Consider the following 22,833-nt stretch of genomic DNA (forward strand, 5'->3'; position numbering starts at 1 on the left):
ATGGACCTATGGCCGACCCACAGACTGCTCATCCCGCGGTGATCGCCGGCCGGTATCGCGTCGTGTCGGAGATCGGACGTGGCCCGTCGGCGACCGTCTACCTCGCCGACGACGCGGTCCTCGGCCGTCGGGTGGCGGTCAAGGTGTTCGTCGCGGCACGCGCGGGTGAGGAACTGCGTCTGCAGGAGGCCGAGGCGAGGCGGGTCGCCGCGCTCGAACATCCGAGCCTCACCGCCCTGTTCGACGCGGGTGTCGCAACGGAGTTCGACGGCGCCCCGCGCATCTTCCTCGTCTCGGAGTGGACCGATGGACCGCATCTGCGCTCGCAGGTCGATCTCGCGCCGCTCTCTCCGACTGCCGTCGCGCACCTCGGCCTCCACCTCGCCGAAGGGCTCGCGCACATCCACTCTCGGGGTCTGGTGCACGGCAGCATCAAGCCCGACAACGTGCTGCTGTCGGCTCACGACTCGCTGACGCGCCCCTGGGGCAAGCTCGCCGACCTCGATCAGAAGACCGTGGTGTCGGGCTCGCAGGGCCCGGCCGACGAGGCACCGAGCGCCCGCCACCGGGCGACCCTCGAGCTGACCCCGGCCGAAGACGTGCTCGGCCTCGGAGCGACCCTCGCCTTCGCGCTGAGCGGCTCGCTGGAGTTCGACGACACCGGATCGGTGCGACTCCCCGAGGGGACTCCTCGTGCGCTGGCCGACACTCTGACGGCGATGACAGCACCGTCGCCCGGAGACCGTCCCGATGCGGCCCGAGTGGCGGACGAACTGCGTCTCTTCTTCGTGTCCGCCGTGAGCGGCACCCGGGTCCGTGCCGACGACCGCACCACAGAGCGGGAGCGGGTCGCGGCGGTCCGGCGCTACGGCATCCTCGACACGCCCCCCGACGAGATGTTCGACCGACTGACCCGCCTGGCCGCCCGGATGACCGACACCCCGATGGCGTTCGTGTCGATCGTCGACGAGGACCGGGTCTTCCTCAAGTCGATCCACGGCAGCGACCTGTCCGGCGACGTCCCGGTCGACGAGTCCCTCTGCACGTTCACCGCGCGCGGCGGCGAACCGTGGACGGCGTACGACATCTGGACCGATCCACGCACCCGGAACGTGCCACTCCCTCTGGAGCGCGGGTCGGTGAACTCGTACGCGGCCGCCCCGCTCGTCACCCACGACGGGTACGCGATCGGCTCGCTCTGCGTCTACTCGGTCGCCCACCGCGAGTTCTCGGACTCCGACCTCGACGACCTGTCGGAGCTGGCGGCGATCGGCATGCGCGAGCTCGAACTGGTCCGCACGGCCCGCAGCGTGCGGCAGGTCGCCGCATGAGCGCGGGCCCCGCTCCGCGGCTCGGACGCTACGAACTGCGCGAGGTCATCGGCCGCGGCGGTCTCGCCACCGTCTACTCCGCCCACGACTCGCTCCTCGACCGCGAGGTCGCGATCAAGCTGTTCAATGCCGACGCGTCGAGCGCCGAACTCGTCCGGGTCCAGGAGGCCGAAGCGCGCATCGCGGCGCAGCTCAGCCACTTCGCCCTCACCTCGCTCTACGACGTCGGGGTCGAATCGTCCGACGCGGGACACCCCCGCATCTTCCTCGTGATGGAGCACGTCCGCGGCGGCGATCTCAGCGGCCGTCTCGATCAGGGCCCGCTCCGTCCGAACCAGCTGCTCTCCCTGGCGTGGGATCTGGCGAGCGCGCTCGAGTACATCCACGGCAACGGCTTCGTGCACCGCGACCTCAAGCCGGCGAACGTGCTCATCACCGAGGACCCCGCCAACGGACGAGTCCGCGGCAAGCTCACCGATTTCGGCATCACCAGCATCCTCGGCGCCCACGCCGGTCAGGGCACCCGCAAGGGCACCGCCGCCTACATCAGTCCCGAACAGGTCGAGGGCGCCGACCCCGACCTCGCGACCGATGTGTACGCGCTCGGCCTCGTCTTCCTCGAGGCCCTCACCGGCCGGATCGAGTTCCCCGGGGCGATGGAGCAAACGGCGTTCGCGCGGCTCGAACGCGATCCGGTCATCCCCGATTCGGTGCCCCCCGTCGTCGCGGACCTCCTCCGCGGCATGACGCATCGACAGCCCGCCCTCCGGCCGACGATGGGCGTGGTGCTCGAGCGCATCGAGGCGGCCGCAGCCACCCTCGCGGCGCCCATCGCGAGCGCACCGACCTCCGACGACCCCGAGAAGGGACGTCTTGCGGCGCTGCGCCGCTACGGTGTGCTCGACAGCCCGCCCGACGACGCACTCGACCACTTCACGCTTCTCGCGTCGCGCCTGTTCGACGCCCCCATCAGCCTGCTGTCCTTCGTCGATGACGAGCGGGTGTGGCTGAAGTCGCACCGCGGAGTCGCGGTGCAGCAGGTCAGCCGCGACGCGGCGCTCTGCACACTGACGGTCGAAGGAGCGACGGCGATCGCCGTCCCTGACATCTCCACCGATCCGCGGAGCGCCGACAACACCGCACTGCGGATGACCGATGCGATGGCCTACGCGGCGGCGCCGCTCATCACGCACGACGGGTATGCGATCGGGAGTCTCTGCGTCTACGACACCCGCCCCAGGAGCTTCGCCGACGACGACCTCGCCGATCTCGCCGACCTCGCCGCGCTCGCCATGCGAGAACTCGAGCTGCGGCTCGCCGCCCGAGAGGCTCTCTTCGCAGCCTGAGGGCGGTCCACCGACGTCGGTGGGCTGGGCGAGTGGGTCAGCTGCGCGCGGGCGGAAGACCCGCCTTCGCACGCTCCTCGGCCTCGATGCGCGACCGCACCTTCCGCTCGGTCCGGTCGGCGCGGAGGATCGCGGCGACGATGAACCAGAAGATCACGCCGACGAGGACGGTGGGGGTGACCGACCACAGCGCGTTGAGGAAGAAGTCCATGACAGGACGAGGATACCCGCAGACGCACGAGAGGGGCCGCCCGACCGGGCGACCGCTCTGCTGCTGTGGTGGTGCTGTGCTGCTGTGGTGCGGCGGACTACTGCACGAAGGTGTAGGCCTTGCCCGCGAAGGTGATCGAGTTTAGGACTCCGTCGCCGAGCACACCCGAGCCGAGCGAGAAGCCGTACGCTGCGACCTTCGCGTTCGGGAACGCCGCGCTCCACTCGGCGAGCGTGCCGTACCACTGCGATCCGAAGCCCCCGCCGGTGTGCGGTGCGGCCGCCTTGACCGGGGCGGTGGCGGAGTTGCTGAGCCACCAATTCTGGCCGTAGACGTCCTCGCCGACGAGGATGCCGTCGGACTGCCCATCACCGTCGAAGTCGACGACCAGCTGGTAGCCCGGCTTACCGCCGGTGGTCGGGGTGTAGTCGAGGGCGGGGGTACCGACCGCCGAGAGGGCGGTGTTGGTGAACACGTACTCGGCGACCTTGTCGGTGCTGGTCGCCCCCTCGGTCCAGATGCGCAGCCCGGTGCCCTTCAACTCCTTGTGGCCGGTCGCACGGGTGTCGCTGAGCCCCTTCGCGAAGCCGCTCGACACCGAGATGGTGGTGGGGACGACCGAGGTCCTGCCCGGGAACGTGACGGGGAACAGCGACGAGAGGCCCTTGCCGTCGATGTACTTGTAGGCGCGGATGCTGCCGGCGAGATCGGTCGTGGTCGCATCGGTCGTCTGCACGACGAGGTAGGCCGACTTGCCGGGCTCGACGGTCTGCGCCGCGGACTCGCCCTTCGGGGTGAGCAGGCGGACGCTGACAGCGTCCTTGCCCTTGTTGGTGAAGTACCCTGTGAGCGCGATCTTGCCCGTCGACGAGTTGATATAGCTGCCGCCGTTCGCGGTGCCGATCGGGTTCTGCGTGCAGGTCTTCTCGGGGAAGGCCTTCTCCGTGTACGAGTAGGCGGCCGCCTCGGTGGCGGTGGCGCCGCGGTACACGCTGACCGCGACCTTGCCGCTGGCGACATTGCCCTTCGACGTCTCGAGGGTCTGGTAGTAGCGGGCGCCCGCGGCGACGGTCGCCGACTTCGTGCCGTAGTCGGTGACGAACTTCACCGAGACGGGCACGGACTCCGTGTTCTCGGCGTAGACGGCGACCAGCACCTTGTCAGTGGTGACATTGCAGGTGGTGTTGACGCTCGTCGAGGTCTTCGGCGTCGTCGCGGCAGTGGCGGGCGATGCGGCGGTCAGCGTCAGTGCGACCGTTGCGGCGGCGACGCCGGCGATGGACAGGAACTTCTTCATTGCTCTCTTTCCAGGGGTGGGAGGGAGGTGCAGGAGTGGTCGTCAGCTGTACTGTCGGCGGCGGCGACGGGCGATCAGGAAGATCACCAACAGGAGCAGGAGCGCCGCGAGCAGTCCGATGCCGGCGAACAGCAGCGTCGACTGCCAGTCCGTCGTGTCACCGGCCGCCGAAGCGTCCTCGTCGTCGGCGGGAACCGCGAAGGTGTCGAGTTGCTCGTCGAGCTCGTCGTCAGCGGCGCGAGAGGTCGGCGCCGTCGAGGGAGCGGGGAGCGTCGGCACCTCGGGCGCCGCGATCGCTGCGGGCGCGGGAGCCGTACCGGTCGTCTGCTGCTGCGCCGCGAACTGCTGCTGCGGGGCCTGCTGAATCGGCGTCTGCCCGCTCTGCTGAGGGGTACCGCTCGGCTGCTGGGGCTGCCCGGGCTGCTGGGGCTGGTCGACGGGCGTCTCCTCGACGGGGCCCTCCTCGCCGGGCTCTTCCTGCCCGGGTTCTTCCTCGCCGGGCTCTTCTTCGCCGGGGACTTCCTCGCCGGGCCCCTCTGCGGCGACGAGGACGACGGTGACCGCGGCCTCGACGCTCGTGTTGCCGGCGGCGTCGACCGCGACGATCGTGATGCGGTGCTCGCCCACGGCCCACAGGGCAGTGTCGAGGGTGTAGGCGTAGGCGGGCGAGGAGTCGCGGTCGCGGACGTTCACCGGCGTCCCGTCGACGGCGAGCGACAGCGACGACGCGTGGGCGTCGGTGATCGTCGCCGCGATCTGGAGCTCGTCGCCGACGGTGACCTCGGCCCCCGCGGCAGGGGCGCTGAGCTCGACCACCGGTGCGGTGTGGTCGACGACGACTGTGAGGTCGGCGGTCGATCCCGCGTCCTTGTTGCCCAACGTGTCTTCGGCGTGCGCGGTGACGACCACCGGGCCCTCGGGCCAACCGCTCGTGTCGAGCACGAACTGCGTGCTCGGCTCGGTCGAGGCCTCGACGTAGCTGACGCCCGACTTCGACCCGAGGAAGCGGTGCGTCGGGCTCGAGTCGGTCACCGAGAAGCTGAATGCGGCCGAGTTCCCGATGACGGCACCGGCGGCGGGCGACAGGAAGGCGACGTCGGGCGCCTCAGCGTCGGCCGCGGAGGCGGAGAGGGCTCCGAGGGGAGCGATTCCGGCAGCGATCGCCGCGGTGACAGCGACAGCGAACCAGGATTTGAGCGTCTTCGACAACGTCGGAACTTTCGTGTGCGGGCTCGCCGAACACACACGCGGGTACAGCTCGGGCGCTGTCGGGGGTGGTAAGCGTGCCCCTCATTGGGGGGGACGTGGGCACTCTATTGGAGCCGCCCATGCGTTCGCAACGATCGATGTGGTAACGGTCCCGCAACGGCTCGACGGGCTCGCCGAGTCAGCGCGAGAGCATCCCCATGACGCCCGAGATCACGAAGTACGCGCCGACCGCCGCGACCGAGACCCAGATCGCGACGCGGTTGAACGACGGCGGCTTCGGCGTGTTCTTGTCGCGCAATTCGTCGTCGGGAAGGTAGTCGTTCATGGTCGGCTCACCGTCTCACTTCACCAGGGGGAAGAGGATCGTCTCACGGATGCCGAGCCCGGTTAGCGCCATCAGCAGACGGTCGATGCCCATGCCCATGCCGCCCGTCGGGGGCATGCCGTGCTCGAGGGCCCGGAGGAACTCCTCGTCGACGCGCATCGCCTCGGGGTCGCCCTTCGAGGCGAGCAGGGCCTGCTCGACGAAGCGCTCGCGCTGAATGACCGGGTCGACCAGCTCCGAGTACCCGGTGGCCAGTTCGAAGCCGCGGACGTAGAGGTCCCACTTCTCGACGACCCCGGCCTTCGAGCGGTGGTCGCGCACGAGCGGCGAGGTGTCGACCGGAAAGTCCAGAACGAACGTCGGTGCGACGAGTCCCGGCTTGACGAAGTGCTCCCAGAGCTCCTCGACGTACTTGCCGCGCAGCGGGTGCTCGATCTCGATGCCGACGCTCTCGGCGAGCGCCGTGAGCTCGTCCTGAGGCGTCTCCGGCGTGACCTGCACTCCGGCGGCCTCGCTCAGCGACTCGTACATGCCGATGCGCGCCCATTCGCCGCCGAGGTCGTACTCGGTGCCGTCGGCCCAGGTGACGACGTGCGAGCCGTAGGCGTCGAGGGCGGCGTTCTGGATGAGCTCCTGGGTGAGGTCGGCGATGCCGTTGTAGTCGCTGTACGCCTGGTAGGCCTCGAGCATCGCGAACTCGGGCGAGTGCGTCGAGTCGGCGCCCTCGTTGCGGAAGTTGCGGTTGATCTCGAAGATGCGCTCGAGCCCGCCGACGGCGGCGCGCTTGAGGAACAGCTCCGGGGCGATGCGCAGGTACAGGTCGATGTCGAACGCATTGCTGTGAGTGATGAAGGGGCGGGCCGCCGCACCGCCGTGCTGCACCTGCAGCATCGGCGTCTCGAGTTCGAGGAAGTCATGCGAATCGAAGGTGCGACGCAGCGACGCGACCGCCTTCGCGCGTGCCCGCACCGTCTCTCGGGCCTGCTCTCTGACGATGAGGTCGAGGTAGCGGCTGCGCACCCGCGATTCCTCGCTCAGCTCGGCGTGCAGGTTGGGCAGGGGCAGCACCGCCTTCGAGGCGATGCGCCACTCGGCGACGAGCACCGACAGCTCACCGCGGCGGGAGGTGATGACCTCGCCGCGGACGAAGAGGTGGTCGCCGAGGTCGACGAGCTCCTTCCACCGGTCGAGCGAGTCCTGCCCGACCTCGGCGAGGCTCAGCATCGCCTGGATGCGCTCGCCGTCGCCGGCTTGGAGGGCGGCGAAGCAGAGCTTGCCGGTGTTGCGGAGGTGCACGATGCGCCCGGCGAGGGCGACGGTCTCGCCCGTCGCGACATCGGCCTCGAGATCGGTGTGACGGGCTCGGACCTTCGCGATGGTGTCGGTGATGGGCACCTCGACCGGGTACGCCTCGGTGCCCTCGTCGATCAGCCGCTCGCGCTTGGCGAGGCGGACCGCCTTCTGCTCGCTGACGTCGTCGTCGGCGTCGAAGGGCTCGGGAGCGTCGGGATTCTCGGACAAGAGGTCTCCAGGATCGGGTGGGAACGGCCCCTCAACGGTACCCCGCAGGCGGACCCGCGGTCGGCGCGGGGTCCTGGGCAGGGGCGGCGCTGACACCGGCGCGGACGTCAGCGGAGGTAGATGCTCTCGTTGTCGATCAGACGGGTGCCCCCCACATCGGCGGCGATGAGGACCAGGGCTCGACCTCGGTGTCCGTCATCGACCGGCGTGAAGGTGGTGGGGTCGACGATCGCGAGGTAGTCCAGCGTCACGAGCCGTTCGCCCATCAACGCCGACTGCGCCGCAGCGATCGCGGCGTCGATGCCCGCATCGGCCGACGATGCCGCGGCTTCGAGCGCACGGGACAGCGCCAGGGCGGCGATCCGCTCCCCCGACCCGAGGCGCCGGTTGCGGCTCGAGCGGGCGAGACCGTCGTCCTCGCGCACGATCTCGACGGTCTCGATGGTGATCGGGAAGTCGAGGTCGCGCACCATCCGTTCCACGAGGAACGCCTGCTGGGCGTCCTTGCGTCCGAAGACGGCGACGTCGGGACCCACGATGTGGAAGAGCTTCGACACGACGGTGAGCACGCCGTCGAAATGGCCGCGGCGGCTCCTGCCCTCGAAGCGGTCGGCGATGGCGCCGCCGGAGACGCGGGTCGCCGGGAAGCCGTTCGGATACATCTCCTCGCCCGACGGTGCGAAGACGAAGAGCCCGTCCGCGACGGAACCGAGGAGCTCGACATCGGAGTCGAGGGTGCGCGGGTAGGCCTCGAGGTCGGCCTTCTCGCCGAACTGGAGCGGGTTCACGAAGACGGAGACGACGACGATGTCGGCCACCTCGCGCGCCCGCTCGACGAGGGCGAGGTGTCCGGCGTGCAGGGCGCCCATCGTCGGCACCAGCGCTACCCGTGCTCGCGGCGCCCCGCCGGTCTCGATCTCGGCGCGCGCGCTGCGGACGCGTTCGCGGATGCCCGCGATCGTGTGCTCGACGATCGGCTGCGTCACCGGTCCTCCCGCCCTTCGTCGAAACCGGTCTCGCGCAGAACGGCGAGATCGATGCTATCCGGCTGGGCACGGGCCAACGCGTAGTCGAGACTCGAGCGGGCGATGCCCCCGAGAACCCGCCCGGGCGCCTCGACGTCGATCGATCTCAGCAGACCGACGGCCTGGTCGACGATCGCGCTCGAGAACGTCGACACCGTCGCGATCGCCTCGGCATACGTCGGCCGGTCCTCCTCGGCGATGAGGACGGGCTCCCCGCCCATCTCGACGACGAGCGCCTGACCGATGGGCTGCACCGCGGCGGGCGCGGTGACCGCGAACCAGGCTTCGGGGAGCCGCGCGAGGTCGACGCTCGTACCGGTGAAGGCCATGGCCGGATGGATGGCGATGGGGATCGCCCCTGCCCGAGCGGCCGGGGCGAGCACGGCGGTGCCGAACTCCGCTGCCGTGTGGACGACGATCTGGCCGGGCTGCCATGCGCCCACGGCGGCGAGCCCCTCGACCAGGCCGGTCAGCTCGGCGGTCGGCACCGCGAGGATGACGAGTTCGCTGCGCTCGAGGACCTCGGGCACCTCGAGGATCGGCACGGCCGGGAGGATCGACGAGGCGCGCTCCCTGCTCTGCTCCGACACCGCCGAGATCCCGGTGAGGGCATGCCCTGCGCCGGCGAGCGCGGCCGCGAGGACCGGGCCGACACGTCCGGCGCCGATGACTCCGACGCCGAGACGTCCCGATCGCTGCATCGTTCATCCCTCCGTCGGGGCGGGCGCTTCGTCCGCGTGCGCGTCGGCGGAGTGTGCCTGATCGGCGGAGTTCCAGCGGTGGCTGCGGTCGTCGCGGCCCGACTCCTCGGCGCCCGCGACGACGTCGGCGAACATCCCGCGGGCGACGTCGACGTCGATGCCACCGAGACGCGTGTAGATCGGTCCGGCGACGACGTGCGCGTGCAGCTCCGCCAGGCCCGCCGCCCGGTACAGCGGACCCTGCGACATCGAGACGCTCTGCAGCCGGGCGAGGGGCAGCACGATGAGCGAGCGCCAGATGCGGCCCTTGCGCAGTTCGAGCAGGGTCTCGCCGAGTCGGTAGCCGTTGCGCCGCCAGGAGAACGGCCGGAACAGCCGCGCGCGACGCGGGGAGGTGATGAACCCCTCGCCCTGCGACCCGACCCCCGAGAGTCCGTCGTCGACGAGGGCGCCGAGCTGCGCCTCGGTGGCCGCGGGCAGCAGCAGCCCGAGGACCCGCTGCACATCGCCCCGGTCGCCGACCGGCAGGATCGTGGTGTTGGAGTTCGACGCGCCGCCCTGGGTCAGCGAGACGCTCGCGCGGGTGATCTTGATCTGCCACCACCCGGGGATGCGCCACAGCAGCGGCTGCGAGATCTCGATGGCGTGGACCCGGCCGGGAGGCAGCGTCTCGTTGCTCGTCGAGAGAAGGCCGAAGCCGATCCGGATGCCGTTCGGCGTGCCGGCGATGCTGTAGCGCAGCGACCGGAGGAAGCGGTTCACCGTGTAGCTCACCAGACCGATGAGGCTGGGCACGATCGCGACCAGCGAGACCCAGGCGTCGGTGATCACGACCCACGGGATGCCGACGGCGAGCACCAGCACGAGGATGACGGTCGAGTCGCGGAGGAACATCGAGCCGACGAGCCGCCCGAGCGAGAGGTGCACGACCGACTCGGGTTCGGCCTCGGTCGGGTCGAGCTCGGGCGCGAGGAACTCGCCGACCCGACGTTCGAGAAGCCCTCCCGAGGTTTGGGCGGGGCCCGCCTGCTGGCGGGAGGCGCCGGACGCGAGCGCGAGGACGTCGCGACGGAGCTCGTCCGCGGCGGCCGAGGGCAGGTACTCGAGCTTCACGCCGCCGTCGTTGCCCGCCACGGAGATCTGCAGCCGCGCGGCGCCGAACAGCCGCGGCACGAGGGGGCGCACGATGTTGACGCCCTGGATGCGGTCGAGACGTGCCTTGCGCTGGGCGCGGAAGAGGATGCCCGATCGCACCTCGACCACCTCGTCGGTGACCCGGAACTCGTGCATCCGCCAGGCGAGCCAGAAACCGCCGACACCGAGCAGGAGCACGCCGCCGACGATCAGCAGCGCCGGGAGCAGCCAGCCCCGATCGATCAGCAGGTCGAACGGGTCGTTCTCCTCGTAGTGCAGGACGAGTTCGAGGACCCGGTCGCGCAGGTTCGCGATGATGATGCCGATGATCGCGATCAGCGCGATGCCACCGCGCAGCAGCGGCGTCGCCGGATGCAGCCGATGCCATTCGCCGTCGGCGAGCGGGCCGGTCGGCGGTGTGGTCACAGCCCCACCCGGCGGGTCTCGGCGAGCTCGACGAGGCGGTCGCGCAGCTCCGCCGCGTCGGGCTCGGTCAGTCCGGGGATGGAGACGCCACTCGTCGCCGCCGCGGTGACGAGCTTCAGATCGGCGAGTCCCATCATCCGGGCCAGCGGGCCGCGGGTGATGTCGACGAGCTGCATGCGGCCGTAGGGCACGGCGACGAAGCGCTGGAAGAGCAGCCCGCGCCGGAACAGCAGATCGTCGTCACGGAGCAGATAGCCGTAGGCGCGCACCCGGCGCGGCACGAGTGTCGCCGAGATCAGCGACGCCACCGCAGCGGCGCCGAAGATCACCGTGAGGAAGCCGAAGCCGAGGAAGTAGGCGAATGCAGCCGCCGCGCCCGCGAGGACGACGACGATGACGAGGCCGAAGATCTCGACGCCGATCTGCTTGGGCGAGACCCGACGCCACTGCGCGTCGGCCAGCTCGAGACGTGTGGCCATGCCCCTATTGTCCCTGTACGCCGACCCTCGAGTCGTCCTCATCGTCGGGCGGCAGCGTGCACCAGTGCTCGACGACGAGTCCGGCGACCACGGCGACGGCCGACGCGACGACCGACAGCACCGCGCGGACGAGGTCGTCCGACTGCGCGAGGACCGGTCGTCCGATGAGGTGGGCGGCCACCCCGACGGCGGCGCCGCCGAGCAGCGCGCCGACCAGCACCGACGCTTTCGCGAACAGCACCACGCGCATCGCTCGGAACGGGTCGAGGCGTGTGCGGCTCTTGCCACGCAGCACCTGGCGGATCGGCCAGCCGAACAGCAGCACCAGCCCGGCGATCACGACGAGCGAGATCGGGAACGTGAACGGCGGCACGAACGAGGGGCGCCCGGCGGCGACGAGGCCCACTTCGAGGAGGTAGGCGAGCACTCCCCCGGCGCCGGCGAGAGCGACGGGAAGGCCCGGGGTGGTCGGCTTCACCGGGCGTCCACCTCGGTCACCTGATCGGCCATCGAGGCGGCGAGCGCGTCGACGCGGCCGACGCCCGGCAGCTCCGCCTCGGGGTCGGCGAGCAGCCACGGCACGAGGACGAACGCCCGCTCGTGGGCTCGCGGGTGCGGCAGCCGCAGGTCGGGGTCGTCGGAGATGACGCTGTCGAAGCTCACGATGTCGAGGTCGAGCGTGCGGTCGCCCCAGCGTTCGGCGCGCGCGCGTCCGTGCTCGAGCTCGATCTGCTGCAGGCGGGCGAGCAGGTCGGCGGCGCCGAGCTCGGTGCGGACGATCACGACCTGGTTCAGGTAGGCCGGCTTGTCCTCGTCGACCCCGTCGAGTGTGTGCGCCGCGCTTTCGACGACAGGGGACTCGGCGAGCACCGAGAGCGCGGGCGTCGCCGCGATGGCACGGAGCGCGGACTCGAGCGTCGCCGCGCGATCGCCGAGGTTGCTGCCGGACGCGATCACGGCGGTGTGCAGCCCTGCGCGCGAGATCCGCACGCTCACATCGCCGAACGGCACCGTGATGGGCGCCGACGGCTTGTGCACCGTGACGTCGACGCTGTTCACTCGGACGTCGGAGAGCACGTCGTCGGCGATGCGCTGCGCGAGGGTCTCGATGAGCGCGACCGGTTCGGCGCCGACCAGGGCGACGATGCGCTCCGCCAGCTCGCCGTAGTGCACGGTGTCGGCGACGTCGTCGGTCGCGGCTGCCGAGGCGAGGGAGAGGTGGAGGACCACGTCGACGACGAACTCCTGCCCCTGCTCGCGCTCATGCGCGTAGACGCCGTGCCGTCCGAACGCGCGCACGCCGACGAGTTCGATGCGGTCGCCCATCACGCATCCGCTCCGGCTCGCCACGCGTCGACGACGTCGAGCGCGGCCGCGGTCGACGCGACGTCGTGCACGCGCACGCCCCACGCTCCGGCGTGCGCGGCGAGAGCGCTGATCACCGCGGTCGGCAGGTCGCGCGGATCGACGCCGGCGCCGACCCTGTTCCGCTGCGGCAGTGCGCCGACGAACCGCTTGCGCGAGGCGCCGACGAGCACCGGGTAGCCGAGCGACTCGATCTCGCCGAGACGGGACAGCAGCTGCCAGTTGTGCCGGGCGTCCTTCGCGAAGCCGAGACCCGGGTCGAGGATGAGCTGCTGCTCGTCGATGCCCTGGACGAGCAGCTCGGCGACGCGCGACTTCAGCTCGCGCCGCACGTCGCTCGGCACGTCGCGGTAGTCGGCGAGGGTGACCATCTCGTTGCTGGGACCCCGCCAGTGCATGGCGATGTACTTCACCCGGGTCTCGGCGATCACGCCCGCCATGCCGAGGTCGGCGAGACCACCGGAGACGTCGTTGATGATCGAGGCGCCGCTGCGCACGGCGGCGAGCGCGGTCGACGCGTTCATCGTGTCGACGCTCACCTCGATCCCGCGTTCGGCGAGGGCGACGACCACCGGGAGGACCCGGGCCCGTTCGATTTCGGGGTCGACGCGCTCGGCGCCGGGCCTTGTCGATTCGCCGCCGATGTCGATGATGTCGGCTCCGGCCGCGACCATGGCCTCGGCGTGCGCGACGGCGGCGTCGAAGTCGAGATGCTCGCCCCCGTCGCTGAACGAGTCGGGCGTCACGTTGAGGATGCCGAGCACCTTCGCGCGGCCGGTCACGAGTCGGCTCCGTCGGCGCCCATCAGGAGGACGACCTCGGCACGACCTGCGGGATCGGCGTACTCGCCGCGGCCGGCGATGGTGACGGTGCGGGCCCCTTGCGTGCGGGTCCCGCGCGCCCAGAGGCAGGCGTGGTTCGCCGACAGGATGACGACCACGCCGCGGGCGTCGAGTCCGCGCTCGATCGCGTCGGCGATGTCCTCGGTAAGGCGTTCCTGCAGCTGCGGTCGCGACGACACCACGTCGAGAACGCGGGCGATGCGGCCGAGACCGGTGAGACGTGTGCGGGGCAGGTAGGCGATCGACGCCGTGCCCTGGAACGGGAGCAGATGGTGCTCGCACATCGACCGGAACGGAACGTCGGCGAGCACGACCGGTTCGGCGTCCTCACCCGTCGCGACGTCGGAGGCCTCGGAGAGCACCAGCGACGCGTCGACGCCGACGCCGCTGAACAGCTCGGCGTAGGCGTCGGCGACCCGCGCCGGGGTCTCACGGAGCCCGTCGCGGGTCTGGTCCTCGCCGATCGCCGAGAGCAGCTCACTCACGGCGCGACGGATGCGGTCAGCGTCGATAGGAGCCCCCAACTCAGGCGGTGGCGGGGCGCGGCTTCACGCGGGGGGCGCGGGCCCGGCCGGACGTGGTCGGCTCGGAGTCGACACCGCCATCCACCGCACCGGCGTCGATCGGCGCCTTCGCCTTCGGCACCGCGACGGCGGGAAGGTCGGGCAACGGGCGCTTGTCGCTCGAGAGCCACTGCGGGCGCTCGGGCAGCTTGCGGATGCCCTCGAAGATCGCGGCGAGCTGGTGCTGGTCGAGGGTCTCCTCTTCGAGCAGCGCGGTCGCGAGGCGGTCGAGGATGTCGCGGTTGTCGTTGATGACCTTGTAGGCCTCGTCGTGCGCGTTCTCGATGATCTCGCGGACCTCGCGGTCGACCTGCAGCGCGAGCTCGTCGGAGTAGTCGCGCTGGTGACCCATGTCACGGCCGAGGAACATCTCGCCGGACGACTGCCCCAGCTTGACCGAGCCGATCTTCGAGCTCATGCCGAACTCGGTGATCATCTTGCGCGCGGTGCCCGTCGCCTTCTCGATGTCGTTCGAGGCGCCCGAGGTGGGGTCGTGGAAGACGATCTCCTCGGCGACGCGGCCGCCCATGGCGTAGGCCAGCTGGTCGAGCAGCTCGTTGCGGGTGACGGAGTACTTGTCTTCGAGCGGTAGCACCATCGTGTAGCCGAGGGCGCGTCCGCGGGGAAGGATCGTGACCTTCGTGACCGGGTCGGTGTGGTTCATCGCCGCCGCGACGAGGGCGTGGCCGCCCTCGTGATAGGCGGTGATCAGCTTCTCCTGGTCCTTCATGACACGGGAGCGGCGCTGCGGACCCGCCATGACGCGGTCGACGGCCTCGTCGAGGGCGCGGTTGTCGATCAGCTGCGCGTTCGAACGGGCGGTGAGCAACGCGGCCTCGTTCAGCACGTTCGCCAGGTCGGCGCCGGTGAAGCCGGGGGTCTTGCGGGCGAGGACCTCGAGGTCGACGCCTTCGGCCATCGGCTTGCCCTTCGAGTGCACCTCGAGGATCTTCTGGCGGCCCTTCAGGTCGGGGCCGTCGACGCCGATCTGGCGGTCGAAGCGGCCGGGACGCAGCAGGGCGGGGTCGAGGATGTCGGGGCGGTTGGTCGCCGCGATGAGGATGACGTTCGTCTTGACGTCGAAGCCGTCCATCTCGACCAGCAGCTGGTTGAGGGTCTGCTCGCGCTCGTCGTGGCCGCCGCCCATGCCGGCGCCGCGGTGGCGACCGACGGCGTCGATCTCGTCGATGAAGATGATGGCGGGCGAGTTCTGCTTCGCCTGCTCGAACAGGTCGCGCACACGGCTCGCACCGACGCCGACGAACATCTCGACGAAGTCCGATCCCGAGATCGAGTAGAACGGGACGCCCGCCTCACCCGCGACGGCGCGGGCGAGCAGGGTCTTGCCGGTTCCGGGAGGGCCGTAGAGCAGCACGCCCTTCGGGATGCGCGCGCCGACCGCCTGGAACTTGGCGGGCTCCTTCAGGAAGTCCTTGATCTCCTGCAGCTCCTCGATGGCCTCGTCGGAGCCGGCGACGTCGTCGAAGGTGACCTTCGGCGACTCCTTCGACACGAGCTTGGCCTTGGACTTGCCGAACTGCATGACCCGGTTGCCGCCGCCCTGCATGCCCGAAAGCATCAGCCAGATGAAGACGCCGATGAGGATGACGGGCAGCAGCAGGCTGAGCGCGGAGAGGATCCAGCTCGGCTGGGGGACCTCGTCGTCGTAGCCGTCGGACGGGTTGGAGGCGTCGACCGCCGCGACGATGTCCTCGCCGCGCGGGGTGACGTAATAGAACTGGACCTGCTTGCCGAACTCGTCGTCGGCCTGGTTGAGGGTGATGTCGACGCGGTTGTCGCCGTCGACGATCTTCACCGCCTGGACGTTGTCGCCCTTCAGGATGTCGAGACCCTGCTCGGTGGTCACCTGCCGGAAGCCCGAGCCGGTGAGCAGACTGGAGCCGACCCACACGACGATGACCGCGATCACGATGTAGAGGATCGGGCCTCGGAAGATGCGCTTGAGGTTCATGATGCGACTAAGGGTACAGCCGCGGAACTGTGGGCCTGACGGCTGTTTGCCAAGGGCGAACCATGACAGCGGAACGGGTCCGCTGCCATGGTCGAGGGTCAGCCGAGCGCGAAGCCGGGCAGGGTCGGAATCGACGCCGTGATCAGCGTGCCGTCCTCGCGGCGGTTCTCGGCCCCGCGGTTCGCGATGGGGCCTCCCGGCAGGAAGGGTCCCTGGTCGCCGAGCGGCACCGTGACGGGTGAGCCGGCGGCCACCGTGAAGGACTCCCCGCGCACCGTGAAGTCGACGGCGGCGCCGTCCACCACCTCGACGTGCAGCGCCTGACGGGTGAGGGTCACGAGCAGGCGGGTGCCGTGCCACGCGACGCGGAACCGGAGCTCGGGCCACGACGACGGCAGGCGCGGGTCGAAGGACAGCGCGCCGCCGAAGTCCCGCATGCCGCCGAAGCCGTAGACGAGCGCGCTCCAGACGCCGCCGACGGAGGCGACGTGCACACCGTCCGCCGTGTTGGCGTGCAAGTCGGCGAGGTCGACGTAGAGGGCGTGCTCGAAGTAGCGCAGCGCGAGGTCGCGGTAACCGATCTCGGCGGCGACGATCGACTGCACGACCGCCGACAGCGTCGAGTCTCCGGTGGTCAGCGGGTCGTAGTAGTCGAAGTCGGCGCGCTTCTCGGCCTCAGTGAATTCATCGCCGTGCAGGAACAGGGCGAGCACCACGTCGGCCTGCTTCAGCACCTGGAAGCGGTAGATGACGAGCGGGTGGTAGTGCAGCAGCAGGGGCTTCTTGTCCTCGGGCGTCGCCGCGAGGTCCCAGACCTCGCGCTCGAGGAAGTGCTGGTCCTGCGGGTGGATGCCGACGGCCTCGTCGTAGGGGATCGCCATCGCGTCCGCGGCGCGCTCCCACTCGACGAGCTCGTACATGTCGAGCCCCAGCCGATCGACCATGCGGGCGAACGCCTGCGGGTACTGCTTCTCGATGAGCCGCACCGACTCGACGGCGTAGCGCAGGTTGAAGCGCGCCATCGTGTTGGTGAAGAGGTTGTCGTTGACGACGGTCGTGTACTCGTCGGGCCCGGTGACACCGTGGATGTGGAAGGTGTCCTGCGCGTTGTGCCGCCAGAAGCCGAGGGTCGTCCACAGCCGCGCGGTCTCGACGGCGATGTCCACCGCGCCGCGGGCGAGGAAGTCGACGTCACCGGTCGCACGCACGTACTTCGCCAGGGCGAAGGTGATGTCGGCGTTGATGTGGTACTGCGCGGTGCCCGCCGCGTAGTAGGCCGACGCCTCCTCGCCGTTGATGGTGCGCCACGGGAACAGCGCCCCCGCCTCGCTCAACTGACGGGCGCGCTCGCGGGCGGCGGGCAGCATCCCCTCGCGCATCGAGATCGCGTTGCGGGCGAATTGCGGGTTCGTGTAGGTGAGGAACGGGATCACGTAGATCTCGGTGTCCCAGAAGTAGTGGCCGCTGTAGCCGCTGCCGGTGACGCCCTTCGCCGCGACGCCGAGGCCGTCGGCGCGCGAGGTGGCCTGCGCGAGCTGGAACAGGTTCCAGCGCACCGCCTGCTGCAGCTCGGGGTCGTGCGGGATCTCGACATCGGAGCGGCTCCAGAAGCCGTCGAACCACTCGCGCTGCTTCTCGTACTGGCGGGCGACGCCCTCGCCGGCGACCCGATCGATCGTGCGCTCGCACCGGTCGATCAGTTCGTGCGGAGGCACCCCGCGGGAGCTGTGATAGCTGACGATCTTGGTGAGGCGGATGGGCACGCCCGCCTTGGCCTGGAAGCGGAACACGTTCTTGGCACGGTCGGCCTGCACGCTGTGCCGGCGCACGACCTCGTTCTCGGTCTCGACGATGTGGTCGGCCATCACCGCGACTGTCATCCGCGACTGGGTGACCCGGTAGCTGAGGGCGCTGCGGTCGCCGTCCTGCCAGAACTGCTCGGGCTGCAGCACCCGCTCGCCGATCGTCTCGGCCTTGCGCGGGTCGAAGCCCTTCGCCTTCTGCCGACGCGAGCCGTACTCGTCCTCGCCGTCCTGGCGGTTGATGACCTGCGAGGAGATGACGACCGGGGCGTCGGCATCCTCGACGGTCACCTCGAAGCGCATTACGGCGAGGTGCCGCTCGTTGAAGGAGACCATGCGGTCGCTCTTCACGGTGACGTGCTTGCCGCTCGGGGTGAGCCAGCGCAGCTCGCGGCGCAGGAGCCCGTCGGCGAAGTCGAGCTCCCGCCGGTATTCGAGGAGCTCGGCGACGTCGAGCGCGAGGGGCTCGTCGTCGACGTAGAGCCGGATGACCTTGGCGTCGGGCACGTTGACGATGGTCTGGCCGGTCTCGGCGAAGCCGAACGCCTGCTCGGCGTGACGGATCTGCCACGTCTCGTGCACCCCGTTGATGAAGGTGCCGTGCATGTGGTTCGCGCGGCCCTCGGAGTGGTTGCCGCGCATGCCCAGGTAGCCGTTGCCCACCGCGAAGAGGGTCTCGGACAGCCCGAGATTGTCCTCGTTGTAGATGCGGTCGACGAGCTTCCACGGGTCGGCCGGGAAGCGGTCGCGGTCGAGCGGCATCAGGGGGACCGAATACTCACGGGCGGTCATCGGACTTCTTCCTGGTCTGTGCTGTCGGAGATGTCGCTGCCGGACATGTCGTTGTCGGAGACGTCGCTATCGGAGGTGTCGCGTGCGACGAGTTCTTCGAGGTCCTGGACGACGAGGTCGGCCCCCGCGGCGAGAAGCGGCTCGGGCCCGACTCCGCGGTCGACGCCGACGACGAGTCCGAACTCTCCCGCGTGCGCGGCGGCGACACCCGAGATGGCGTCTTCGAAGACGGCGACGGTGGCGGGACCGAAGCCGAGCCGCTTCGCTCCGGCGAGGAACATGTCGGGGGCCGGCTTGCCGGGAATCCCCTCCTCCACCGCGGTGACCCCGTCGACGACGGCGTCGAAACGGTCGCCGAGGCCCGCCGCGCGCAGGACCGGGCGGGCGTTCTTCGAACTGGACACCACCGCCATGGGGATGCCCCGCGCGGCCAACTGAACGATCAAATCGAGGGATCCGGCGTACGGGGCGACGCCCTCGTGCTCGAGGATCGCCGCGAACACCGCGTTCTTGCGGTTGCCGATCCCGCACACCGTCTCGGCGTCGCCCGGATCGTCCGCACTCCCCCATGGCAGGTCGATACCGCGCGAGCTGAGGAGGGACTGCACACCGTCGTAGCGGGGCTTGCCGTCGAGCGAGGCGAAGTAGTCGGCGTCGCTGTACGGCACCGTGACGCCGTGCTTCGCGAACTCCTCCTCGAACACCTGCGCCCACGCCTTCATGTGGACTTCGGCGGTCGGGGTGACGACCCCGTCGAGGTCGAAGAGGACGGCCTCGCATTCAGCGAGGGAGAGGGCGGCGAGGTCGCGGGTCACGAGGGCTCCGAGGTAATAGTGGCCGCACACGGCCGGGCGTGGGAGGGGCTGCCTCGTCGGCGAGACGTCTCAAGCGAGGATTACTGTACGGCCCTCGAAGCACTTCGACGCGTCATCCGCGCGTCGCTTCAGCGTTCGGGGGCGCCCCGATCAGTCTTCGTGCGAGTAGACGTGCGGGGCGAGGATGCCGAGTCCGCGCAGGTTGCGGTAGCGCTCGGCGTAGTCGAGCCCGTAGCCGACGACGAACGAGTTGGGGATGTCGAAGCCGACGTAGCGCACGTCGACCTCGACCTTCGCCGCATCGGGCTTGCGCAGCAGCGCGCAGATCTCGACCGACTCGGGTCCGCGGGAGCGCAGGTTCTCGACGAGCCACGACAGCGTGAGCCCCGAGTCGATGATGTCCTCGACGATCAGCACCTTGCGGCCGGCGAGCTCGGTGTCGAGGTCCTTCAGGATGCGCACGACACCGGACGAACGGGTGCTGGAGCCGTAGGAGCTCACCGCCATCCAGTCCATCTCGACGGGCAGCGTCAGCTCGCGAGCCAGGTCGGCCATGACCATGACGGCGCCCTTCAACACGCCGACGAGCAGCACATCCTCACCCGCGTAGTCGCGTTCGATCTCGCGGCACATCTCGGCGATGCGCCCCTGGATCTGCTCCTCGGTGAGCAGGAGCTCCACCAGGTCGTTCTCGACATCGGCCGGGTACATGGAACTCCTCGGTGTGGCTTGCGGCTCGAGCGGGTGGTGTCGCGCGGTCAGACGGATGCGGCGAAGCGCAGGAGACCGTCGCGTCGTTCCACCATAACGCCGGGCAGGTGCACCGCACCTTGACCGTGCCAGTCGCTGACCAGCCGCGCGACCGCGAGGGTCTGCGATCGCGTGAGTGTCAGCCCGAACTCGTGCAGGGCGGCCACCCGGATGACGCGCTGGCGCAGCGCGGACGGCTGCCCGTGCAGCGCGGCGACGGGGAGGGCGATGCCCGCTTCGGAGTGCTCGGCGATCTCCTCCGCCCATTCGAGCGCGAGGTGGTCGAGCGCTTCGGAGTCCTCCCGCAGCTGGTCGGCCGTTCGAGAGAGCGCCTCGGCGACCCCCGGGCCGAGCGCGGTCTCGAGGCTCGGCAGCAGGTCGTGGCGCACGCGCACACGCGCGTAGCGCGGGTCGAGGTTGTGGGGGTCGTCCCAGAATTCGAGGCCGGAGTCGGCGCAGAATGCGCGGGTGCTGTCGCGACGGATGCCGAGGAGAGGTCGCAGGTAGGGCGGAGCGTCGACCGCCATGCCCGTCAGCGAGTCGGGGCCGGAGCCGCGCGCCAGCCCGAGCAGCACCGTCTCGGCCTGGTCGTCGAGCGTGTGCGCGAGGAGGATGCGCATGGCACCCAGCCGCTCCGCCGAGCTCTGCAGTGCCGTGCGCCGCGCCTCGCGGGCGGCCGCTTCGGGGCCGCCGTCCGCTCCCACCTCGACGGTCAGAACCTCGACCGGGGCGAGCCCGAGCTTCGTCGCTTGCTGGGCCGCTCGGGCCGCCACATCGTCCGAGCCCGGTTGCAGGCCGTGGTCGACGATGAGCGCGCCCGCCCGGAAACCGGCGCGCGGCGCCTCGAACGCGGTCGCCGCCGCGAGGGCGAGCGAGTCGGCTCCCCCGCTCAGCGCCACCAGCACCAGCGCTCCGTCACCGCCCTCGCCGCGGTCGAGGGCGGTAAGAGATTCCCTGACCGCGCGCCGGATGTCGGCCATCGCCGGGGTCAGTCGCGGTCGGGAGGGCATCCACTAACGTTATCGAGTCGGCGCATCCCGCCGATCGTCCGGCTCTGGCCGCGACCACGGGCCCTCGCGGCCTGCACCGAAGCACAGGCCCGCACCTCCGCGCGGCCCGCACCAATTGAAGGAGTCGCCGATCATGGCTGCCTACGATGTCGTCGTCGAAATCCCGAAGGGGAGCCGCAACAAGTACGAGGTCGACCACGAGACCGGTCGCGTCTACCTCGACCGCGTGCTCTTCACCAGCTTCGTCTACCCCGTCGACTACGGGTTCTTCGAGGGCACCCTCGGCGGCGACGGCGACCCGCTCGACGCGCTCGTGCTGCTCGAGTACCCCGTCTACCCGGGCGTCGGCGTCAAGGTGCGCCCCGTCGGCGTGCTGCGCATGAGCGACGAGGCCGGCACCGACGAGAAGATCATCGTCGTGCCGTTCAAGGATCCCCGCTGGACCCACATCCAGGACCTCACCGACGTCCCCGAGCAGACGCGCAACGAGCTCGAGCACTTCTTCGCCCGCTACAAGGACCTCGAGCCGGGCAAGTTCGTGAAGATCGACGGCTGGGGCGACGCCGCCGAAGCCGAGCAGCTCGTCCAGGAGGCCATCGAGCGCCTCAAGACCGAAGGTCACTGACTTCCGACGACGAAGGCCCGCTTCACCGATCGGTGGAGCGGGCCTTCTGCCGTTCTGCGTCAGGCGGTGGGGCGGGCGACGTACGCGACGCGCTCGTAGCTGCGCACCGCGACCTCGCGCACGGGGACGCCCTCGTACGGCGCCTCGATCATCCGGCCGCCACCCGTGTACATCGTCACGTGGTACATGTCGCTGCCGTCGGAGGAGTAGAAGATCAGGTCGCCCGGCTGCACCTGCGAGTAGGGCACCAGCTGGCCGCGGTTGCGGGCGGTGTTGTACTGGTTCGTCGCGGAGTGGGTGCCGATGCCGACGCCGGCGGCCGCGTAGGACTTGAGGGTGAGGCCCGAGCAGTCCCAGCGGTCGGGTCCGGCGCCGCCGAGCAGGTAGTACTCGCCGATCTGGTCGCGCGCGAACGCGATCGCGGTGGCGACCTTGTCGACCACGGGCGGGGCGACCGGCGGCGGCTGCGTCGCTCCGGGCGGGGTGATGGGCGGCGCGGAGGGCGGCGCGGGCGGGCCCGACTGCTGCTCCTTCTCGGCCGTGAGCCCCTGCTGGTACGCCGCCTCGGTCGACGCGGTGGTGTTCTTCAGCGACGCGAGCTGCGCGTAGAGCTCGCTCTGCCGGGACTCCTGCTCGGCCAGCGCGGCGGAGGCGGCCGAGGAGGCGGCGTTCGCGGCGTCGAGGGCTTTCTGGGCGTCGTCGGCGAGGGCCGCGCGCTGCTTCGTCGCGATCTGCGCCTGGCTGCCGAGCGAGGTCGCTTCCTTCTGGTCGGCGATCGCGTCGTCGTAGATGCCCTGCGACTGGGCGGACAGCTTCGTCATCGTGCCGAGCTGGTAGAGCAGGTCGTCGGCGTCGGAGCCGTTCAGCGCCAGGTCGAGCCCGAAGTCGGATCCGGAGTTGCGGGCGAGATGCGCGGCGAGGAGGCCGGCGCGCATCTTCGACACCTTCGCCTTCTCATCGGCGTCGGCCGCCTTCGAGGCGAGGTCCTTCTCGCGCTTGGCTGCGCTGTCGAGCTGGTCCTTGGCGATCGCGTACTTCTCGGCGGCGATCTGCTGAGTCCGCGCCGCCGCGGCGGCGTTCGCCTGCAGCCCATCGAGCAGACCGGTCAGCTCCGCGATCTTGGCAGCAGTGGCGGTCTCGTCGTTCTTGGCGTTCTGGACGTCGTCCCACGTCGGGTAGTCGGGGGCGGCGACGGCGGTGGAGACACCGACCGCAGCGGTGACCGATCCGATGACGAGCGCGCTGATGGCGACCTCGGGCCGCAGGGCCGTCTTGCGCTTGCCGAGCAAGGG

At 70.3% G+C, this 22,833-nt stretch carries 22 protein-coding genes; 3 read left to right on the top strand and 19 right to left on the bottom strand.

Features of this window, described 5'->3' with window-relative positions:
- Positions 1-8 precede the first annotated feature (8 nt).
- Both NGH83_RS13760 and NGH83_RS13765 read left to right on the top strand, forming a co-directional pair.
- A complete protein-coding gene (locus NGH83_RS13760) occupies positions 9-1,331 on the top strand; it encodes a GAF domain-containing serine/threonine-protein kinase (RefSeq protein WP_251856818.1) in 1,323 nt (440 codons plus the stop codon).
- Positions 1,328-2,677, top strand: a complete 1,350-nt coding sequence (locus NGH83_RS13765) for a serine/threonine-protein kinase (RefSeq protein ID WP_251856819.1) — start codon at positions 1,328-1,330, stop codon at positions 2,675-2,677. Before NGH83_RS13760 ends, NGH83_RS13765 begins: the two co-directional genes overlap by 4 nt.
- Positions 2,678-2,714: 37 nt before the next feature.
- On the opposite strand, the gene NGH83_RS13770 is transcribed toward NGH83_RS13765, so the two are convergent.
- The 18 genes from NGH83_RS13770 to tilS all read right to left on the bottom strand — a co-directional run bounded on the left by NGH83_RS13770 (position 2,715) and on the right by tilS (position 20,916).
- Positions 2,715-2,888 carry a hypothetical protein gene (locus tag NGH83_RS13770; protein WP_251856820.1) on the bottom strand — a complete coding sequence of 58 codons (174 nt, stop codon included), beginning with the start codon at positions 2,886-2,888 and terminating at the stop codon, positions 2,715-2,717.
- A 97-nt stretch (positions 2,889-2,985) separates the two neighbouring features.
- On the bottom strand, positions 2,986-4,185 hold the full coding sequence (locus tag NGH83_RS13775) for a hypothetical protein (protein WP_251856821.1): 1,200 nt from the start codon (positions 4,183-4,185) through the stop codon (positions 2,986-2,988).
- Positions 4,186-4,227: 42 nt separating this feature from the next.
- Complete coding sequence (locus NGH83_RS13780; RefSeq protein WP_251856822.1) at positions 4,228-5,394, bottom strand: Ig-like domain-containing protein; 1,167 nt, start codon at positions 5,392-5,394, stop codon at positions 4,228-4,230.
- A gap of 178 nt (positions 5,395-5,572) precedes the next feature.
- Positions 5,573-5,719 carry a hypothetical protein gene (locus tag NGH83_RS13785; RefSeq protein ID WP_251856823.1) on the bottom strand — a complete coding sequence of 49 codons (147 nt, stop codon included), beginning with the start codon at positions 5,717-5,719 and terminating at the stop codon, positions 5,573-5,575.
- A gap of 15 nt (positions 5,720-5,734) precedes the next feature.
- Positions 5,735-7,240, bottom strand: coding sequence for a lysine--tRNA ligase (lysS, locus tag NGH83_RS13790; protein WP_251856824.1), 1,506 nt, complete (start codon positions 7,238-7,240; stop codon positions 5,735-5,737).
- Between the two features lie 107 nt (positions 7,241-7,347).
- Complete coding sequence (gene panC / locus NGH83_RS13795; RefSeq protein WP_251856825.1) at positions 7,348-8,226, bottom strand: pantoate--beta-alanine ligase; 879 nt, start codon at positions 8,224-8,226, stop codon at positions 7,348-7,350.
- Complete coding sequence (locus NGH83_RS13800; RefSeq protein WP_251856826.1) at positions 8,223-8,966, bottom strand: Rossmann-like and DUF2520 domain-containing protein; 744 nt, start codon at positions 8,964-8,966, stop codon at positions 8,223-8,225. Before NGH83_RS13800 ends, panC begins: the two co-directional genes overlap by 4 nt.
- A gap of 3 nt (positions 8,967-8,969) precedes the next feature.
- A complete protein-coding gene (locus NGH83_RS13805; RefSeq protein WP_251856827.1) occupies positions 8,970-10,526 on the bottom strand; it encodes a PH domain-containing protein in 1,557 nt (518 codons plus the stop codon).
- Positions 10,523-11,005 (bottom strand): PH domain-containing protein, encoded by a 483-nt coding sequence (locus tag NGH83_RS13810; protein ID WP_251856828.1) that lies wholly within the window; start codon positions 11,003-11,005, stop codon positions 10,523-10,525. The genes NGH83_RS13805 and NGH83_RS13810 overlap by 4 nt, the downstream gene beginning before the upstream one ends.
- 4 nt (positions 11,006-11,009) lie before the next feature.
- Positions 11,010-11,483, bottom strand: coding sequence for a DUF3180 domain-containing protein (locus NGH83_RS13815; protein WP_251856829.1), 474 nt, complete (start codon positions 11,481-11,483; stop codon positions 11,010-11,012).
- Positions 11,480-12,331 carry a dihydroneopterin aldolase gene (folB, locus tag NGH83_RS13820; protein WP_251856830.1) on the bottom strand — a complete coding sequence of 284 codons (852 nt, stop codon included), beginning with the start codon at positions 12,329-12,331 and terminating at the stop codon, positions 11,480-11,482. The genes NGH83_RS13815 and folB overlap by 4 nt, the downstream gene beginning before the upstream one ends.
- The gene (gene folP / locus NGH83_RS13825; protein WP_251856831.1) at positions 12,331-13,152 is read right to left on the bottom strand and encodes a dihydropteroate synthase; all 822 of its coding nucleotides are present in this window, start codon (positions 13,150-13,152) and stop codon (positions 12,331-12,333) included. The genes folB and folP overlap by 1 nt, the downstream gene beginning before the upstream one ends.
- Positions 13,149-13,697 (bottom strand): GTP cyclohydrolase I FolE, encoded by a 549-nt coding sequence (gene folE, locus NGH83_RS13830; RefSeq protein ID WP_251856832.1) that lies wholly within the window; start codon positions 13,695-13,697, stop codon positions 13,149-13,151. The genes folP and folE overlap by 4 nt, the downstream gene beginning before the upstream one ends.
- Before the next feature lie 40 nt (positions 13,698-13,737).
- Positions 13,738-15,747, bottom strand: a complete 2,010-nt coding sequence (gene ftsH, locus NGH83_RS13835; RefSeq protein ID WP_251856833.1) for an ATP-dependent zinc metalloprotease FtsH — start codon at positions 15,745-15,747, stop codon at positions 13,738-13,740.
- A 98-nt stretch (positions 15,748-15,845) separates the two neighbouring features.
- The gene (locus NGH83_RS13840; RefSeq protein WP_251856834.1) at positions 15,846-18,341 is read right to left on the bottom strand and encodes a glycoside hydrolase family 65 protein; all 2,496 of its coding nucleotides are present in this window, start codon (positions 18,339-18,341) and stop codon (positions 15,846-15,848) included.
- On the bottom strand, positions 18,338-19,156 hold the full coding sequence (locus tag NGH83_RS13845) for an HAD family phosphatase (RefSeq protein WP_251856835.1): 819 nt from the start codon (positions 19,154-19,156) through the stop codon (positions 18,338-18,340). Before NGH83_RS13845 ends, NGH83_RS13840 begins: the two co-directional genes overlap by 4 nt.
- Before the next feature lie 150 nt (positions 19,157-19,306).
- Positions 19,307-19,867, bottom strand: a complete 561-nt coding sequence (gene hpt, locus NGH83_RS13850) for a hypoxanthine phosphoribosyltransferase (protein ID WP_251856836.1) — start codon at positions 19,865-19,867, stop codon at positions 19,307-19,309.
- Between the two features lie 47 nt (positions 19,868-19,914).
- Positions 19,915-20,916 (bottom strand): tRNA lysidine(34) synthetase TilS, encoded by a 1,002-nt coding sequence (gene tilS / locus NGH83_RS13855; protein WP_251856837.1) that lies wholly within the window; start codon positions 20,914-20,916, stop codon positions 19,915-19,917.
- Positions 20,917-21,049: 133 nt separating this feature from the next.
- Between tilS and NGH83_RS13860 the strand changes: the two genes are divergently transcribed.
- The gene (locus NGH83_RS13860; RefSeq protein ID WP_251856838.1) at positions 21,050-21,541 is read left to right on the top strand and encodes an inorganic diphosphatase; all 492 of its coding nucleotides are present in this window, start codon (positions 21,050-21,052) and stop codon (positions 21,539-21,541) included.
- A gap of 59 nt (positions 21,542-21,600) precedes the next feature.
- Here the strand turns inward: NGH83_RS13860 and NGH83_RS13865 are convergent, their stop codons facing one another.
- Positions 21,601-22,830, bottom strand: a complete 1,230-nt coding sequence (locus NGH83_RS13865; protein ID WP_251856839.1) for a C40 family peptidase — start codon at positions 22,828-22,830, stop codon at positions 21,601-21,603.
- Positions 22,831-22,833 lie beyond the last annotated feature (3 nt).

Source organism: Herbiconiux sp. L3-i23 (genome assembly GCF_023734115.1).
In the GTDB taxonomy this organism is placed as follows: Bacteria; Actinomycetota; Actinomycetes; order Actinomycetales; family Microbacteriaceae; genus Naasia.

Excerpts from the sequence above, each read along its gene's own strand:
- hpt (WP_251856836.1), bottom strand. The coding sequence starts at position 19,867 with ATGTACCCGGCCGATGTCGAGAACGACCTGGTGGAGCTCCTGCTCACC.
- tilS (WP_251856837.1), bottom strand. The coding sequence starts at position 20,916 with ATGCCCTCCCGACCGCGACTGACCCCGGCGATGGCCGACATCCGGCGC.
- NGH83_RS13840 (WP_251856834.1), bottom strand. The coding sequence starts at position 18,341 with ATGACCGCCCGTGAGTATTCGGTCCCCCTGATGCCGCTCGACCGCGAC.
- NGH83_RS13810 (WP_251856828.1), bottom strand. The coding sequence starts at position 11,005 with ATGGCCACACGTCTCGAGCTGGCCGACGCGCAGTGGCGTCGGGTCTCG.
- NGH83_RS13860 (WP_251856838.1), top strand. The coding sequence starts at position 21,050 with ATGGCTGCCTACGATGTCGTCGTCGAAATCCCGAAGGGGAGCCGCAAC.
- NGH83_RS13775 (WP_251856821.1), bottom strand. The coding sequence starts at position 4,185 with ATGAAGAAGTTCCTGTCCATCGCCGGCGTCGCCGCCGCAACGGTCGCA.
- NGH83_RS13760 (WP_251856818.1), top strand. The coding sequence starts at position 9 with ATGGCCGACCCACAGACTGCTCATCCCGCGGTGATCGCCGGCCGGTAT.
- NGH83_RS13800 (WP_251856826.1), bottom strand. The coding sequence starts at position 8,966 with ATGCAGCGATCGGGACGTCTCGGCGTCGGAGTCATCGGCGCCGGACGT.
- NGH83_RS13785 (WP_251856823.1), bottom strand. The coding sequence starts at position 5,719 with ATGAACGACTACCTTCCCGACGACGAATTGCGCGACAAGAACACGCCG.
- folB (WP_251856830.1), bottom strand. The coding sequence starts at position 12,331 with ATGGGCGACCGCATCGAACTCGTCGGCGTGCGCGCGTTCGGACGGCAC.
- NGH83_RS13770 (WP_251856820.1), bottom strand. The coding sequence starts at position 2,888 with ATGGACTTCTTCCTCAACGCGCTGTGGTCGGTCACCCCCACCGTCCTC.
- ftsH (WP_251856833.1), bottom strand. The coding sequence starts at position 15,747 with ATGAACCTCAAGCGCATCTTCCGAGGCCCGATCCTCTACATCGTGATC.
- NGH83_RS13765 (WP_251856819.1), top strand. The coding sequence starts at position 1,328 with ATGAGCGCGGGCCCCGCTCCGCGGCTCGGACGCTACGAACTGCGCGAG.